Source organism: Streptomyces sp. NPDC002588 (genome assembly GCF_040295925.1).
Lineage (GTDB): Bacteria > Actinomycetota > Actinomycetes > Streptomycetales > Streptomycetaceae > Streptomyces.
This window is the reverse complement of record NZ_JBEOWF010000010.1, coordinates 49,363-65,856: the sequence shown is the minus strand read 5'-3', so window position 1 is coordinate 65,856 and position 16,494 is coordinate 49,363. Positions and strand designations below refer to the sequence as shown.

Sequence of the window (16,494 nt, the reverse complement as noted above, 5' to 3'; positions counted from 1 at the left end):
CCGCTCCGTTCGCGGACGCCGGCCCCCGGCTTCTTCGGAAGCAGCGCCCTCGCCCTCGAACCCTGGTCGGCGTCAACGTACCGAGATCGACGGATGTGCAGGCGGGGCACCTCCGCGTTCGTAGGCGCCCGGGGACTCAGCGCACCCGGCGGAACAGCGCGGCCAGCGCCTGTCCACCGCCGATGCACATGGTGACGACCCCGAGTTCGAGGTCCCTGCGCACCAGGTCCTTGGCCACCCGCAGGGACAGGATCGCGCCGGTCGCCCCCACCGGGTGGCCGAGCGCGATCGCGCCGCCGTACGGGTTGGTCCGCTCGGGGTCCAGCCCGGCGTCGCGGACGACGGCCACCGCCTGAGAGGCGAAGGCCTCGTTGAGCTCGACCGTGTCGATGTCCCGGGGCGTCGTACCGGTCTGTGCGAACAGCTTCCGCAGCGCCAGCACCGGTGCGTAGCCCATGAGTTCGGGTTCCATGGCCGCGGTCGCCACGGACTCCAGCGACACCAGGCCGGTGAGCCCGCGCTCCCTGGCCACTGACTCCCGCGCCAGGACCACCGCGGCTCCGCCGTCATTGATGCCCGAGGCGTTGCCCGCCGTGACGGTGCCGCCCTTGGCGAACGCGGGACGCAGCCCTGCCAGCGTCTCCACTGTGGTCGCGGGCTTGGGATGCTCGTCCTCCCGCACCGTGAACGGCTTGCGGCCGCCCACCTCGACCGGCACGATCTCCTCGGCGAACGCGGCCCGTGCCGCGTCCGTCGCCGCGCGCCGCTGGGACTCCACGGCGAACTCGTCCTGCTGCTCACGCGACACGTCGTACTTGGCGGCCACGTTCTCCGCCGTGATGCCCATGTGGACGCCGTGGAACGGGTCGGTCAGCATCATCACCGTGCCGTCCACCAGCGTGCGGTCGCCGAGTTTGTAGCCCGTGCGTGCCCCGAAGTCGTAGAACGGCATCCGGGTCATCGACTCGTTCCCGCCGGCGAGGGCGAAGTCCACTCCACCCCAGCGCATCTGCATCGCCGCGGACCAGATCGCCTGCAGACCGCTGCCACAGAGCCGGTTGACCGTGTAGGCGGGTACGTTGTCCGGCAGCCCGGCCGCGATCGCGACGCGGCGGGCGTTGTAGGCGTCCGGGCCGACCTGGCCGATGCAGCCCATCACGACCTCACCGATGTCCTCGCCGGCGACGCCGGAACGCTTCAGCGCCTCCTTCGACGCGGTCGCGCCGAGTTCGTATCCGGGTACGTCCTTGAACACTCCGCCGAAGCTGCCGACGGGGGTCCGGGCTCCGTCGAGGACGACGATCTTCTCGGGCTCTGCCATGTGTGCATCCCATCTCGCTCGGTCATCGCAGATACTAGGACGCCCTACTATCAGCCTCCACGCGGTGTACGTCACACGACTGGCCACCGTTGATCTCCCGGCGCAGGCACATCGGCCTGCCGCCGGGCGTCGTGGCGGCGAACGGGGTGAGGGTTCACCGATCCGTTCTCCGGGTGGCCGCGGCCGACGGCGGCGTGGTGCTGCGGTCCTGAGATGGGGCCGTCGGCACGGGTCGGGCTGTGGTGGACCGGTCGGGGGCTTAACCCATTCTGTGCTCGTCTCCTCGGCCGGGTCGCCAGACGAAGCGACCAGATGCCCCCCTGGCAGTGAGCTCGACGGCGCCGGTCGCCTCGCCGGATCTTCCCCCCTTTTCCCGAGCGTGGCAAAACATCGCCGGCATCCAAGGGCGGGCTCGCCCATAAGGCAGGCGGGCATCGGGAGCGCAATCAGCGATATAGGGAACGGCGGAATGCATGGTACGCCATACGGTCAGCCGCCATGGATTCAGCCGTAGGGACACGGCTTCACCAAGTAAGTCAAGACTTACCTTCAGGGAACTTTGACCGTATGGTGTGGGCTCGAATCGAAGGGGGCCCTGTTGTCGAAAATGAATGATCCCGCTGTGCGTGCGGTTGAATTGGAGCGGGATTATGTGTCCTCCTTGTATGAGTTACTCACCGAGCGGATTTCCGAGGCGCGAGTACACCGAGCGAGTGTGCTGAAAGCCCTGGCGGAAAGCGCCGGTGAGGCATACGAGAGAGAAATCGCCGCCGAGCGTCTGGCAAAGGAAATCGGCCGGCTGGAGGGCGCCGAAAAGGGGCTGGTCTTCGGGCGCATCGACTGGGCGGATGGCACGGCCCTGCGCATCGGGCGGATCGGACTGCATACGGAGGAGGATGACCTGCCTCTGCTCGTGGACTGGCGCGCGAACGCGGCGCGGCCCTTCTACGAGGCGACACCGGTCCACCCGATGGACCTGCGGCGGCGTCGGCACCTGCGCCTCGAGGAGCGCACGGTCATCTCGGTGAGCGACGAACTGCTGGACGGATCCGCCCCGACCGACGAGGACGTCGTGGGGGACGGCCCGTTGACCGAGGCTCTGTCGGCACGGCGTACGGGCAGGATGCACGCGGCCGTCGCGACACTGCAGGCCGAGCAGGACGCGATCGTCCGCTCCGCCCACCGCGGGGTGACCGTGGTGCAGGGCGGGCCCGGCACCGGCAAGACGGTGGTCGCCCTGCACCGGGCGGCCTATGTCCTGTACGCGTTCCCGCGCGCCGCGGAGGAGGGTGTTCTGGTGGTGGGCCCGAACGCCCGGTTCCTCGACTACATCTCCCAGGTCCTTCCCTCGCTCGGAGAGAACGACGTCGTTCTGGCGACCTGCCGGGAACTGGCCGGAGTGTCCACGGACGCGGTGGACCCGTTCGATACGGCGCGTCTCAAGGGCAGCTCCGACCTCGCCGACGCCTTGGCCGGCCTGCTGCGCGTCCACCAAGCCCCCGCCGGTGACTTCACCGTGCGGGTCGGACAGGAACTGGTTCACCTGTCCGGTGAAGAAGTCGCCACGGCACGCGACGCCGCCGTGGCAGCCGCACCGGGGCACAACCCCGCACGCCAGGTGTTCAAGGAGCTCTTGGTCGACGCCGTCACCGACGCCATGCAACGGGACATGGGCGACCTCCTGGAGCAGATCGACGCCGATGCCGAAAGGATGACGGGCATCAACCTCGACCGGTTCACGGGAGCCGCCCAGCGCCGTGCCGAAGGTGCGGCCGACCCGGGGCCGGTCCACGAGCTGGACCTGGACGCCGTCCGAGCCGATCTCCTCGACGACGCCGGCGTCGACCGAGCCGTCGAGGTGTTGTGGCCGCGGCTGGCGCCCGGTGACCTCGTGAAGGCGCTCCTGACGGACGCAGGCGCTCTCGCCGAGCGCCTGCCCCGCCTGACCGCGCAGGAGCGGTCCCTTCTGCTGCGCGGTCCGGACGACCCGTGGACCGATGCCGATGTGCCGTTGCTGGACGAGGCGGCGAGCCTGGTCGACGGCCCCCCAGAGCGGACGTACGGGCACGTCGTCGCCGACGAGGCGCAGGAACTGACCGCCATGCAGTGGCGGATGATCGTCCGCCGCTGCCCGGCAAGGGCGATGACGCTGGTGGGTGACTTCGCCCAGGCAGGCCCGGTCGCGACAGCACGCGACTGGAAGGAAGCACTGAGCCCTCACGTCGGACCGCGGTTCAAACTGCACAACCTGACCGTCAGCTACCGCACCACGCAGGAGATCCTGGAGAGCGTCCGGGACCTGCTCACGCGGATCGCTCCGGACCAGAAGCCCACACGGTCGCTGCGAAGCGGTGAGAGCCCTCGCACCGTGACCTCACCTGAGGACGGGTTGGTCACCGCCGTCGTTCAGGAACTCCGCGCCCAGAGGACCGCGCACCCGGGCGAGCTTCTGGGAGTGATCTGTGCGGACACCAGGGTGAGCGAGCTGACGGCCCAGGGCATCACTCACCACGCACGCATCGTGCCGTCGTCCGAAGCACGCGGCCTGGAATTCGACGGGGTCGTCGTCATGAACCCCGAGGAAATCATCACAGCCCGCCCCGGTGGGGAAAGGGACTTGTACGTAGCCCTTACCCGGGCCACCAAGCGCCTCTGCACCATCACCGTTCAGCCCGCCTGACGACTCGGCGCCCGCGTCGTCGTGGGCGCAGGGTCTCGACGACCTCTCGTCGCCAGGTCGTCGCGCACGAGTGTCCGCGCCATGTGGGCAGGCCAGCAGCGCGACCCATTTGCTGACCGCGCAGTCCCGCAGTACGGGGTTGCCGTCGGTGTCCGTGACGGTCGAGGGTCGGGCACCTCGCCCAGTCGCGGCAGGCGCGGTCTTCCACTCGGATCACGGCGCGTCGAGAACTCCATGCCGGGCACGTCATCCGCCCGCGGCCTCCTCGGCTTCCCAGCGCAGCAGGTCGCCCGGCTGGCATTCGAGCACCTCGCAGAGCGCGGCGAGTGTCGCGAAGCGCACGGCCTTGGCGCGGCCGTTCTTGAGTACCGCCAGGTTGGCGGGCGTGATCCCTATGCGGTCCGCGAGCTCGCCCACGGACATCTTCCGCTTGGCCAGCATCACGTCGATGTCGACGGCGATCGCCATCAGATCACCTCGTCCAACTCGGCCTGCATCTGCGCCGCTTCCACGTCGCGCGCGACGGCCTGGACGAGCAGCATCCGCAGCACGAGCACGATGAGCGCGACCCCCAGGATGGCCACACCGACCCCAGCCATGATGACGGTGACGCCCGGGTCGTCCCGCTGGCCCGGCGCGTTGATGGCCGTGACCGCGAACCACACGAGGGCAGCCGCCACGATCGCGCCGATCACGCCGTCCACGTACCGGAAGGCGGCGTGGGAGAACACGGTTCCGCGTCGCACCATCGTCACCAGCCGCCATACGCAGGCCACGGCGACCTGGACCGACACCATGCCCAGGATCGTGACCACCCGCAGCGGGGTGAGCGGGAGCGACCCGTCCTCCGGGTCGTTCCCGCTGACCAAAGCCCACAGCATCAATGCCTGTACGAACACGGTGCCGGCGAGCACCACCACGAGCACGGCGCGCAGCGCACGCACTGCCAGTTTCCCCACGACACATCCTTCCATCGAGTTGCGATGGAAATCTATCGAATTTCGATAGGTCAGGCAAGGGCTGAGGCCGAGGACAGGCGCCGGTTTCGCACCGTGGCGGGACATCGCCGACCCTCAGGGGGCAAGACGGTTGCGCGAACCGTCCTGGTCTTGCGAAGTGGGCCTCGCGCGAGCACGAATCGGACACCACCCGGCACTCCCAGGAGACATCCCCTGCCCTACCTCTGGCAGATGCAGCACCTCACCCGCCCCTGACCGACGCGCCCGCTGCGGCGACGGCCGCCCGGAAGGCGGCAGACCCCCTGTCCCTTCAGGACGCTGCCGGGCCGAGGCGCAGAGTCATGCCCATTTGCGCAGACGGCGAGGTGGCCAGTAGTCCATTACGCACTTATTGCATATTTGATCTTCACTATTTCCGACCTGAGTTCATATGATGCGAAGATCAACAGGCCCGGCCAGAGGGAGACTTCGGCGGGCCTCTCAGGTTCTCGTGGGGGATTCATGCGTATACGCGTCGCGGCCGCCGTAGTTTCCGGTGCCGTCGTTCTGTCCGCGCTCGCTCTTCCGGTCGCCGCCCAGGCGTCGGAGCGTGCGGGTGCGTCGGGGAAGCTCAGCTCCTTCGCCTCGAAGACCGTTCGTCCGCACGACTCGCTGGGCAACACCAAGTTCTCGAACGCGGTCATCAACGGCGGCAAGGACATCGTCCTCGGCACCACCGGCACCAAGTCCGTCACCGTCACGTACACCGCCACCGACCAGAACGGCGTCGCCCTCACCGAGGCCTTCCTGTGGCAGGGCACCGACAGCTCGACCACGGACGGCATCACCGGCGGCCTGGGGACGGACGACGACCCCAACTGCACCGAGACGGCGACCCAGGGCGTCTACCACTGCAAGGCCGTCTTCAACATCCACCCGGCCATCGACATGAAGGACAACGGCGCAGCCGGGACCTGGAAGCTGTTCCTGGGCGCGTGGGACCTGTACGCGAACGCCAGTTACAACGACGACGTCGCCACCGTGGCGATCAAGAAGCTCTCCACACTGACCGCCGATGCCGCACCCGAGCCGGTCAAGAAGGGCAAGACCATCACGGTCACAGGCAAGCTCGCCCGCGCGAACTGGTCGACGGGCAAGTACGCCGGCTACGCGTCGCAGCCCGCGAAGCTGCAGTTCCGCAAGAAGGGCAGCAGCACCTACACCACCCTCAAGACCGTCAGGACCAGCAGCACCGGCGTCCTGAAGACCACCACCAAGGCCACAGTCGACGGCTACTACCGCTACCTCTTCGCCGGCACCGCCACCACCGCCGCCTCGACAGCACCCGGCGACTTCGTCGACGTCAGGTAAGCGCACCCTCGCCTCCTCCACCGCTCTGGTCGGCTTCGGCCTGGACTCGGTCATCGAGGTCTCCTCCGCCGCGGCGGTCGCCTGGCAGTTCCCGCCTCCGAAAATCACGTGCGTGAGGCCCGCGAAGGACCACTTCCGGGGCCTGGCCAGATCGCGTCGACGAAGCGGAATACCTGCGGTACCTGCATGGTTGTCCGCCGTTGTCGATCAAGAAGGAGGCCCAATGCCTACGATCCGTCGTCCCCGTGCGCTGCGTTCCGGCGATCTCGTGGTCGTCACCGCGCCCTCGGGCCGGCTCGAGCCCGGTGAGGAACCGCTACTCGCTCGCGGTGTGGCGATATTGGAGCGGATGGGTTTCCGCGTGCGGGTCAGCCCCATGGTCGACACCGCGCGGAGCCGCTGGTGGGCGGCGGGCACCCCGGCGGAGCAGGCCGCCGAACTCAATGCGCTGCTCCGGGATCCGGAGGTGCGGGCCATCGTCGCGCACACCGGTGGCCAGGCGACCATTGGTTATCTCGATTTGATCGATCTGGATGCGGTCCGGGCCGACCCGAAGCCGATCCTCGGCTACAGCGACATCTCGCTGCTGCACATGGCGTTGTACGCCAAGACCGGCCTCGTCGGCTTCCACGCCGACATCGTCACCCACGGTTTCGGCAGCGATTGGTACACGTTGGGCGACGAGGCCCGTCGGTCCGAACTCGTCGACCTCTACGCCCGTGTGCTGACCAAGGCCGAGGCGCCGGGCGTGCTGCCGGCAGGGGGGACTTGGGAAACCTGGCAGCCGGGCCGCGCGCAGGGACCACTGGTCGGCGGCTTGCTGAACCGCCTGGTCCAGCTGCAGTCGACACCATTCGCACTGGCCCCCGAACGGTTCGACGGCGCCGTCTTGTTCTGGGAAGAGGTACAGCGGCCGGTCACGCGGATCTGGTGCGACCTGCACACCTTGCGGCTGTCCGGTGTGCTGGACCGGATCGCGGGCATGGTGGTCGGCATCCCGAGTGAGGTCACGCCCTACGAGGGCGGCGGAGACCAGGTCGGTCTGCGCGACGTTGTGCTCGACGTCCTGGCGCAGCGTGACATTCCCGTCCTCGCCCAGGTCGACTTCGGCCACACCTCGCCGAACCTGCCGCTGCCCCTCGGCGTCCGCGCAGACGTGGACGCGGACAACCGGACCCTGTCCCTGCTCGAGTCGGCGGTCGCGGAACGCTGAGTTCTGTCGGATCCTGGCACGGGTTTCGGCGGGCTCCGGCCCGTCGTGATCCGCTTTCTCCGACCGCCCGTCCCTCATGCCCGTTGCCATCGCCCACCAGACGGGCCTGCATTTGGCCACGGTCTGCGGCCCCGGCCTGGATGATGCCGGGGCCGGGCGGGTGGCGGCACAGGCGAGCAGGTCATTGCCGACGGCGGACAGGCGTACCGCCCACGTCACCGGCCGGCCCCACGCAGCTCAGGGCGAGTGCCGCACAAAGCTGATGTAGGCGAACCCCTCGCCCTCGCGTGGCGCCCGGGTCCAGGACCGGGTGGTGAAGGTGTGGAGCTTGCCTTGGGTCAGCGCGAAGCGGGGCAGCGAGAGCCCGAGTTCGCTATGCAGGGCCTCCAACACACGTAGTTCGCAGTCCAGTTCACTGTCCTCCGGGCGGAACAGCCTTGCGGGATCCAGGGCCTGGGGTATCGCGCCGGAGCACTGGATCTCCGTACCCCGCACGGTGAAGGAGTAGAGCTCCTCGCCCTGTTCGGCCACAGAAAGGTGGAACGCGGCCGGGTGGCCGCCCGGGGACGAGCTCCTCGGGCCACGCCACACCACGACCGCACGGCCGGACGAGGAGGCGGCCGCAGCGGGAGACAGGAACAGCTTGCTCAGGTGATGGTGGGAGTGGCAGTCGAAGGCGAAGGCCCACCCTTCGGCGGTGCGGCCGACCGCGACCACGGCCCTGTCCTCCCAGAGTTCCATGCCCGCCCGCTCGTGGGACTTGGGGGCACGCCAGGACGCCTCGCGCGGATCCGCGGGCGGGCTCAGCTCGGCGCCCTCCTCGCCGATCAGGGCGGGCAGGCGGGCGGGGTCGATCCCCTCGACCCAGACACCGCGGTATCCGTCGAGGGGCCGCCGGTTCGCCGCAGGCTCCGTCAGCCAGGCAAGGTCCGGCGGGTCGAGATCGGGAACCGGCTCAGGGGTGGGTCCCGTCTCCCCGTTCCTCGGTGTCGCAAGGATTTCCCGCCCGCGCTCCGGGGTGATCAGCGGACCCAGGACCGGATCGGCCAGCAGGCCGACGGGGGCGATCAGCAAGGGCCCCGGCGCCTCCCACAGCCGGAGCGCATCCCGCAGCACCTGCCACGCGGCGTCGGTCTGCCCCCAGCGGGCCGACTCCCTGGCCTCGGCGACGGCCCGACCCCATGGACCGGGAGGCGCATAGCAATGGGTGCCGTCACGCATCGCGCTCAGTACACCCTCGGCGGTCTTCCGGAGGACCCCGCGGGCGGTCATCATCCCGAGCCAGTGGTCGTCCCCGCCCAGCCGCCATTCGCCACGTGCCGGCGTCATGGCCTCCACGGGCAGAATCTCGGTCAGGTAGCGCGGGTCGGCCGACAGGTTGCCGTAGTCCCGGGAGTCGCGCGGAGCCAGCAGATGCCGGAGTTGGTTCAGCAGCACGGCGCTCCGTGGCCGCCCGAAGGACCGCGCCTCCTCGAGCAGGGACAGGGCCTCCTCGTATCCTCCGCGCAGCGCCAGCAGGCGGGCCTCCTCCACACGGGCGTCCTGGGCGCGCGTGGTCGCGTTCACGAAGTCAGTTCTCGCCGCCCGGTCGCCGTGGAAGCCGCAGTACATGGCCTCCATGTATGCGCGGAACGACGGGTACCGGTTGGGCAGTTCACCGCTCCAGCCCTTGTAGACGTAGAGCGCCCACTCGCCGTCCTGGTCGCGGTCGCCCGGATCGAGCAGGGCGTACGACATGTCGGAGTCCGTCTCCAGCCGTAGCGCCCGTTGCCACATTCCGGCCAGCAGAACGTCCTCCTCGCGCGGGTTGTCGCCCAGATTCTCCTCGTACAGCGGGGTCATGTCGTGCGGATCCTGGAACCAGCCGATGTCCGCGACGCCGCCGAGCTGGTAGACCCCGGCCGTCTGGTCCACGTGCCACCCGTCGCTGACGGACAGGAACTCCCGGTACGAGGGCGGCAGCCGCCGTCCCAGCCGCTCCTCGGCCGCGACGATCGCCGCCTCTTCCGCCCCGGGCCTGCCCGGCCGGACGACGCTCTGTCCGCCGTCCTCGTCCTCGTCCTCGTCCTCGTCCTCGTCCTCGTCCTCGTCCTCGTCCTCGTCCTCGTCCGAGCGTGAAACCCACTCCTCTTGCCAACGTCCGAGAAAGTCATGCCAGTTGAAAGACTCGCCACTCATGGTCGGATGGTGCCATCCGACACTGACAACGGCGCCCGACTCTTCCCTCAGCGCAGGATGATCCCACTCGGCAGGCTTCTCCTCCACCAGCGGTTGGGCATACAACAGCGCCTTCGCGGCCACCAGCCCCTTCCGCCCGCGCACCACCCCGCCTCTTCCGAGTAGGGTCTTGACCAGTACAAACGGGGCTCTGGCCGAGCCCATCGACCGGCAGATAGGTTGACTTGGCCGACTTCTTGGCCACTGCACCTTAAATGGACGTCCAGGCTCATGGATCCGCCGAAGGGGAGCCCTACAGTGTCAGACCGCTGGGTCAAGCTGGAACTCGATGCGAGCACCTTCCAGGCGGCGCGCTTCGAGACGTACTTGGAGCGTTGCCGAAGCGCCGGGATCCGATTGACGACGCTGGCCGATCTGGGCGACACCCCACCTCATCGGCGCGCGCTCTATGAGCTCAACAAGGAGTGCTCCGCCGACATCCCAGGCCGCGGCGAGTTCTACACCTTCGACGAGTATCTCAAGCGCAGAATCGAGGCTCCCTCCTACGACCCGCGTGGTGTCGTGGTTGCCCTCGACGGCGACACGTGGTGCGGGCTCGCCGCGACATCGGACTGGCGAACCGCAGGCTTCGTCTTCAACGAGATGACCGGCGTCAGAAGGCCCTACCGCAGTCAGGGCCTCGCGGTCGCCATGAAGACGTACGGCATCAAGTTCGCTCGCCTCTGCGGAGTGGACAAGATCCGGACAGTCCACCATCGGGATAACACGACCGCCATCGAGATGAACCGGCGCCTCGGTTACGTCGACGCCGAGTGGGATTGATCCCGAGCCGCCTTGACAGATCAGATTCCACAGAACTCCGTGGGAGACGGGTTACGGGTTCTTCTGTCGGTGGAACCGCCGTGGTGTCGTCACCTTCATCCGGAACCAGCTTCGGCGCCGTCTCCGCACTGGCCTGGGGCGATGACGCCCGTCGGCATGCAGGACCCGGCCTCCGCCCTCGCGCTGTGGACCAGGGCCGAGATGAGCGCCTGGGACCGCGCCGGCCCGACTGGCTTCCCCAGTCGGCGGACCGCACTCCGTTCTCGGGGTGGCTCTTGCAGACCTGGCAGGTCACCTCTCGGCGTGGCGGGGCGTCCCGAACGGAAGTTGCCTGTCGTGTCGGATGCTGTGCTGGGCCTTCTTGCCGGTCAGTGCTTTGACCTGGGGTGATCGGACGGAAAAGCTCCTGTGTCGGTCACATGTCGGTGGCTGTGGGTCCGTTGTCGGCGACTTGTCGGCGGGTCCTGAAACCTTTCCCCACAGATCCTGCCGGGTGCCCATCCGGCAGGCATGCGACAGCAAGGAACCACCATGACCACTGACGTCACGATCATCGGTGCCGGACTTGGCGGCCTCATGCTCGCCCGCGTCTTACACGTCCACGGCATCACGGCCACCGTCTACGAGGCGGAGGCTTCTGCGACGGCGCGTACGCAGGGCGGGATGCTCGACATCCATGAGGACAACGGACAGCCGGCTTTGCAGGCGGCCGGCCTGACGGACGAGTTCCGCGGTCTCGTCCTGGAGGGCCGCCAGTCGACGCGGGTCCTCGATGGGGATGGGGCCGTTCTGTTCGACCAGTCCGACGACGGCACCGGGGGCAGGCCCGAGGTTCTGCGCGGCGAGCTGCGGCAGATGATCCTCGGCTCTCTCCCGGCCGGCACCGTCCGGTGGGGGCACAAGGTGAGCGGTACCCGTGCCCTCGGCGAGGGCCGCCACGAGGTGACCTTCGCCGACGGCACCACGGTCACCACCAGCCTGCTCGTCGGTGCGGACGGCGCGTGGTCCCGAGTCCGGCCGCTGCTGTCCGACGCCACGCCCGAGTACATCGGCATGTCGTCCGTCGAGATCTACCTGTTCGACTCCGACACCCGGCACCCGGCCAGCGCGAAAGCGGTCGGCGGCGGGTCGCTGTTCGCGCTCGCGCCGGGCAAGGGACTCCTGGCTCACCGGGAGAAGGGCGGCACCTTGCACACCTACGTGATGCTCGCCCGGCCGCGGGACTGGTTCACGGACATCGATTTCACGGATTCCGTCAGGGCCACCGCACTGATCGCGCAGGAGTTCCACGGCTGGGCACCGGAGCTCACCGCGCTGATCACCGACGGTGACACCGCACCGGTGCTGCGGCCCCTCTTCGCCCTGCCCGTCGAGCACCGGTGGGAGCGGGTGCCGGGGGTGACCCTGCTCGGCGACGCCGCCCACCTCGCCCTCCCGAACGGCGAGGGCGCCAACCTGGCCATGTACGACGCCGCCGAACTCGGCAAGGCCCTTGCCGCACACCCCGACGACATGGAGACCGCGCTCACCGAATACGAGCAGGCCATGTTCCCCCGCAGCGCCGCGGCCGCCACCGAAGGCACCTACGTCCACGACATGCTCTACGGAGACGACGCACCGCACGGCCTGATCAACATGTTCACGGGAGGCGAGCAGACCCCGTGAGCCGCTGGGCCGGGGGCACCGCGGTGAACGTCAGAGGCGTTCCGGCAGCCGGCAGGCGTCGTGGCCGGCGGCGAGGAGCCGGACGGGCGTAGCGGCGGTCGCCCCCAGCCCGCATCGATCAGGCCCGTCCAGCAGATGCGAAGCGGTGCGGGCCACTTCATCCAGCACGGCACGGTCGGCCTCGGTGACCAGTTCCAGCCGGGTGAGTGCGTGGGGGCGGTCGGCGCGGCCGGCAGCACGCGGACGGTCGCCGGCTGGGCGGGTGACAGACCCGGAAGCCCGTCACGCGGGGACCAGTCAGCGAAGTCCTGGTCGCACCACAGCCCGTCCAGGCGGTCTGTCACCCACATCGCCGTCGTACCGCCCGGGTTGCTCGCGCGCGGAGCGTCAACGGTCGCCCCGACAACTGCATCGGTCTTCGAAACAGCCCGAGAATGCCCGCTGACCAAGCCGGCGCGCAGGGAAACCGATCGGGTGCGCCGGTTCAGCTGATCCGCTCGAACACGCACTGGGCATCTTCGAGCCGGCGGGGACGCATGTGATCGCCAGGGGACTGGCCGTGGACCTGGAATTGGTGCGGGCGTCGACCGGAGTGCCCGTCGAGGTCGCGGAAGACTGTTTCGCGCTGCCGCGCAAGCCGGAAAGCTCCTGACGCAATCGGAGGACACTGACCATCGACGTGGATTCCGGTGGCACGTTCACCGATGTCACGGTGGCGAGCCCCGAGGGGCCGCTCAGCGTCCCGGCAGGCACTGGACAAGATCGGCGACCGGTTCGGTCCGGGGCCCGAGGAGTTGCTCGGCCGGACCGAGGCGCTGCGGTCTTCCACCAGGGTCGGCGCCCACACGGTGATCCAGTGTGACGGGCCCCGGCTCGGTGCGCTCGTCGGTGAGTCCCAGGCGGCCGCCGTCCGTGTTCTCGACCCGGACGCATTGCCGGGTGCGCTGCTGATCCCGAGCTCCGGCATCGTCGCCGGTATCGCGTCGGACGCCGGTCAGGACGAGGTGGTGCGGGTGGTGGAGAAGCTGCTGGCGACCGGAACGGAACGAATCGTCGTGGCCGCCGCCGACGGCGACCGACCGGCTCGCGAGATCACATGTGCCGGGTGTACGCGCTCGGCGGTGGCGGCGGCACGCGATCGCGCGGCCCGGCCGGAACGGACAGGTGATCGCCAGGGGGCATTTCTCCGTTGTCCCCGGATGGTTCGGCATCCCGGGAACTGAGGCGGCCTTCGGCCCGACTAGGTGGAATGAAACCCGCTCACCATGCACCGAGGAGTCCGTATGTCGAAGAATCGGTCCGTCGCCGCTGTCCTGGCCGGAGCTCTCTGTCTGGTCACCGCAGGATGCGCCGGTTCCTCGAACGGGACGGCGAGTGACAAGGCGTCCGTCTCCGCGTCGGGTTCCGGTTACCCGGTGACCGTCACCAACTGCGGGCAGACCGAGACCTTCGCCAAAGCCCCCGGCAGAGTGGTCGTCATGAACGGCGGCTCTGTCGCAGAGGTCTCCACACTGCTCGCGCTCGGGCTCGGCGACCGCATCGTCGCCAACGAGCAGACTTACGGGATGTCCGAGGTCGCGGGCCGGGCCAAGGCCATCAAGGCGTTGCCCGCCGGGGACATCGAGCTCAATGACGCCGGCGACATCCCCAGCGAGACGATGCTGAGCCTGCGGCCGGACTTCGTACTGTCCGTCACGGCCTACGGCTTCGACGCACAGAACGGTTTCGCCACCCGCCGGCAGCTGAGGACGGTGGGCGCGAACAGTTACGTCTCCCCGCAGGGCTGCGACGACGACCCCTCCAGGATGACCATCTCCGACAGCTACACACTGCTGCGCGACATGGGCAAAATCTTCGATGTCAGTGCCCGGGCGGAACAGCTGATCGCCGCCTCCGAGAAGTCGATCGCCGCGGTGTCCGCGAAGGTGAAGGGCGAGAAGAAGTCGAAGGTGATGGTGCTCTTCGCCGGCACGTCGATGGACAACGACACCTTCGAATGGGTTGCCGCCAAGGGCATTTTCAACGACATCCTCGCCAAGGCCGGCGGCACCAACGTCTTCGAATCGGCGTCCAGGACCGTCTTCGCCGACCTGAGCAAGGAGAAGGTCGCCGCCACCGACGTCGACGCCCTCGTCGTACTCGGCGCCGGCTCCCCCGACCCGACGGCCTACGCCAAGCAACTGCTCAAAGAGTTCCCCCAGTGGCCGGCCGCCAAGAACAACACCTACACGGTCCTGTCCGACTCGATCTACCTCGGCCCCAGCAACGACCTGGCCGTGGACAGGATTGCCAGGATGCTGCATCCCGACGCGTTCTGACCCGGCTGAACCTTCCGCTGATGCCAGGTGAGCCAGGTGGGTCAGGCCTGCTTGATGGGGGCGCCGGAAGGGTGTCCGGTGCCACGGACCGCGACGAACATCTGCCCGGCCCTGCGGCACGTCCCGCGTTCCACGTTCATGCGTCCAGCCTCACCGCGAGAGGTCACTTCATCGACGGGGTATGCATGGGCTCCAGTGGAGACAGCGAGAGGGAACATGTGAACGGTGAAGGCCCGATGCCGCAGTGGCCTCTTCCGGAGGGTGACGGCCTTCCGGCGCGTCAGCTCGTGGAGGGGACCTTGGCCCCCATCGTCGTTCTCGACGCGCAGCTGCGCCATCTGTACGTCAACCCGGCATGGGTCCGGGTCAGCGGCGTGCCCGCCACTGCGTTCCTGGGACGAACGCTCGGGGAAGTACTGCCGGACCTCCAGAGCCCGGACGACGTCCTGTTCGAGGTACTCGCCGACGGGCAACCCCGGGAGGCGACCATCGCAGGAACGACAGGGGTCTCGTCTCCGCTGGGGCAGCGGCTCTGGCGAGCGGTCTATCACCGCGTGGACCTGCCGGGGCAGGACGCGTGTCTGTGCGGGATCGGCGTGGAGATCAGCAGTCTGCGCCGCTATCTGGAGGACCTGGAGACCGCGCACAAGCGGCTTGCCCTGCTGGATGCCGCGGCCGCGCGCGTCGGCACGACACTCGACATCGAAACCACGTGTCAGGAGCTGGTCGACTTCCTGGCCCCGTCGCTCGCCGACATGGCCGCGGTGGGAATCGTCGAAGAGGAGTTCACCGGCGCTCCCCCGCCTCCTCCCGGCTTCCTGCGGCTGCGCAAGGTGAGGGGCTCGGCGCCTCCCGGGATGGAATGGGTGCTGCACCAGCTGGGCGGACCAGGACCGTACGTCGACGTTCCCCGCGGCGTCGCAACACGGCATTGCCTGGACAGCGGACGGCCGTGGCTGGGCAACCTGGCCTCGGACGAGCTGTTCCAGAAGGTGACGGTGGACCCCGAACGGACCAGGATCTTCCGCGCCGCCGGTATTCACTCGCTTCTCATCACCCCGCTGATCACGGCAGGTCGCCCGGTCGGCGTCGTCCTTCTGGGTCGGGCCGGCGCGTCGCAGCCCTTCGACGACAACGACGTCCTGACGCTCCAGGCGCTGGCAGGCCGGGCCGCCGTCTCCATCGACAGCGCACGCCGCTACAGCCACGAACACACCATGGCGCTGGAACTCCAGCGGGCCCTGCTGTCCGAACCCCGCACCCCGCACCCCGCTGTGGAGGTGGCCGCCCGCTATCTCCCCTCCGGCCACAGCGTCCTCGTCGGTGGGGACTGGTACGACTCGATCCCCTTGCCGGACTCCCGCACCTTGCTGGTCATGGGCGATGTGATGGGCCACGGCTTCCAGGCCGCCGTCGCCATGAGCCAGTACCGCTCCCTGCTGCGCACCATTGCCGCTTCCGGCGCGGGCGTCGACAAGATCCTCGGCGAGTTCGATCGCCAGATCGCGCACCTCGGCCTTGACCGCCTCGCCACCTGTCTTCTCGCGGTCATGGATCCCGGCGCGGACACCTGCACGACGGCCAGCGCCGGTCATCTGCCGCCCGCCGCCGTACGACCGGACGGCAGCATCGAGGTCCTGTGGCTCCCGGCAGGACCGCCCATCGGCACCGGACTCGGCGGCTACGAATCGCTCACCGTACGAATGGACCGCGGCACCACTCTCCTGCTCTACACCGACGGCCTGGTGGAACGACGCGGCACAGACATCGACATCTCGGTGCAGGCGCTTGAGACGCTGAGTCTGCCGGCGGACGGCCCTCTGGACGACCTGCTCGACACGTTCCTGGTCCGCCTGGCGAACGGTGCGTACGAGGACGACGTCGCGATCCTCGCCGCTCGCCGGCGCGAGGGAAACGAATGACCTTCGCGACCCGGTCTTCGAGGCTTCGACGGGCGGCGTGTGCCGGGCATCCATCGCTCACCGCGG

Annotated in this window: 12 protein-coding genes; 8 read left to right on the top strand and 4 right to left on the bottom strand. The window is 68.8% G+C overall.

Going from position 1 to position 16,494, the window contains the following annotated elements; translation table 11 throughout:
* Window positions 1–136 precede the first annotated feature (136 nt).
* The gene (locus tag ABT057_RS13510) at window positions 137–1,321 is read right to left on the bottom strand and encodes a thiolase family protein (protein ID WP_352342943.1); all 1,185 of its coding nucleotides are present in this window, start codon (window positions 1,319–1,321) and stop codon (window positions 137–139) included.
* Between the two features lie 607 nt (window positions 1,322–1,928).
* Here ABT057_RS13510 and ABT057_RS13505 point away from each other — a divergent pair.
* Window positions 1,929–4,001, top strand: a complete 2,073-nt coding sequence (locus ABT057_RS13505; protein WP_502973888.1) for a HelD family protein — start codon at window positions 1,929–1,931, stop codon at window positions 3,999–4,001.
* Between the two features lie 246 nt (window positions 4,002–4,247).
* On the opposite strand, the gene ABT057_RS13500 is transcribed toward ABT057_RS13505, so the two are convergent.
* Window positions 4,248–4,469, bottom strand: a complete 222-nt coding sequence (locus ABT057_RS13500; protein ID WP_352342941.1) for a helix-turn-helix domain-containing protein — start codon at window positions 4,467–4,469, stop codon at window positions 4,248–4,250.
* Window positions 4,469–4,960 carry a DUF2975 domain-containing protein gene (locus ABT057_RS13495; protein WP_352342940.1) on the bottom strand — a complete coding sequence of 164 codons (492 nt, stop codon included), beginning with the start codon at window positions 4,958–4,960 and terminating at the stop codon, window positions 4,469–4,471. The genes ABT057_RS13500 and ABT057_RS13495 overlap by 1 nt, the downstream gene beginning before the upstream one ends.
* 501 nt (window positions 4,961–5,461) lie before the next feature.
* On the opposite strand from ABT057_RS13495, the gene ABT057_RS13490 reads away from it, so the two are divergent.
* Together ABT057_RS13490 and ABT057_RS13485 are read left to right on the top strand one after the other, a co-directional pair.
* Window positions 5,462–6,310 (top strand): hypothetical protein, encoded by an 849-nt coding sequence (locus ABT057_RS13490; RefSeq protein ID WP_352342938.1) that lies wholly within the window; start codon window positions 5,462–5,464, stop codon window positions 6,308–6,310.
* A gap of 268 nt (window positions 6,311–6,578) precedes the next feature.
* Window positions 6,579–7,523 carry a S66 peptidase family protein gene (locus ABT057_RS13485; protein WP_352342937.1) on the top strand — a complete coding sequence of 315 codons (945 nt, stop codon included), beginning with the start codon at window positions 6,579–6,581 and terminating at the stop codon, window positions 7,521–7,523.
* 237 nt (window positions 7,524–7,760) lie between these two features.
* Here the strand turns inward: ABT057_RS13485 and ABT057_RS13480 are convergent, their stop codons facing one another.
* Window positions 7,761–9,701 carry an SMI1/KNR4 family protein gene (locus ABT057_RS13480; protein WP_352342935.1) on the bottom strand — a complete coding sequence of 647 codons (1,941 nt, stop codon included), beginning with the start codon at window positions 9,699–9,701 and terminating at the stop codon, window positions 7,761–7,763.
* Between the two features lie 297 nt (window positions 9,702–9,998).
* Here ABT057_RS13480 and ABT057_RS13475 point away from each other — a divergent pair, with 297 nt between their 5' ends.
* The 5 genes from ABT057_RS13475 to ABT057_RS13455 all read left to right on the top strand — a co-directional run bounded on the left by ABT057_RS13475 (window position 9,999) and on the right by ABT057_RS13455 (window position 16,428).
* On the top strand, window positions 9,999–10,523 hold the full coding sequence (locus tag ABT057_RS13475) for a GNAT family N-acetyltransferase (protein ID WP_352342934.1): 525 nt from the start codon (window positions 9,999–10,001) through the stop codon (window positions 10,521–10,523).
* A gap of 531 nt (window positions 10,524–11,054) precedes the next feature.
* Window positions 11,055–12,188, top strand: coding sequence for an FAD-dependent oxidoreductase (locus tag ABT057_RS13470; protein WP_352342932.1), 1,134 nt, complete (start codon window positions 11,055–11,057; stop codon window positions 12,186–12,188).
* A 794-nt stretch (window positions 12,189–12,982) separates the two neighbouring features.
* A complete protein-coding gene (locus tag ABT057_RS13465) occupies window positions 12,983–13,411 on the top strand; it encodes a hypothetical protein (protein ID WP_352342931.1) in 429 nt (142 codons plus the stop codon).
* A gap of 60 nt (window positions 13,412–13,471) precedes the next feature.
* Window positions 13,472–14,506 carry an ABC transporter substrate-binding protein gene (locus ABT057_RS13460; RefSeq protein ID WP_352342930.1) on the top strand — a complete coding sequence of 345 codons (1,035 nt, stop codon included), beginning with the start codon at window positions 13,472–13,474 and terminating at the stop codon, window positions 14,504–14,506.
* A 20-nt stretch (window positions 14,507–14,526) separates the two neighbouring features.
* A complete protein-coding gene (locus ABT057_RS13455) occupies window positions 14,527–16,428 on the top strand; it encodes a SpoIIE family protein phosphatase (RefSeq protein WP_352342928.1) in 1,902 nt (633 codons plus the stop codon).
* Window positions 16,429–16,494: the final 66 nt, after the last annotated feature.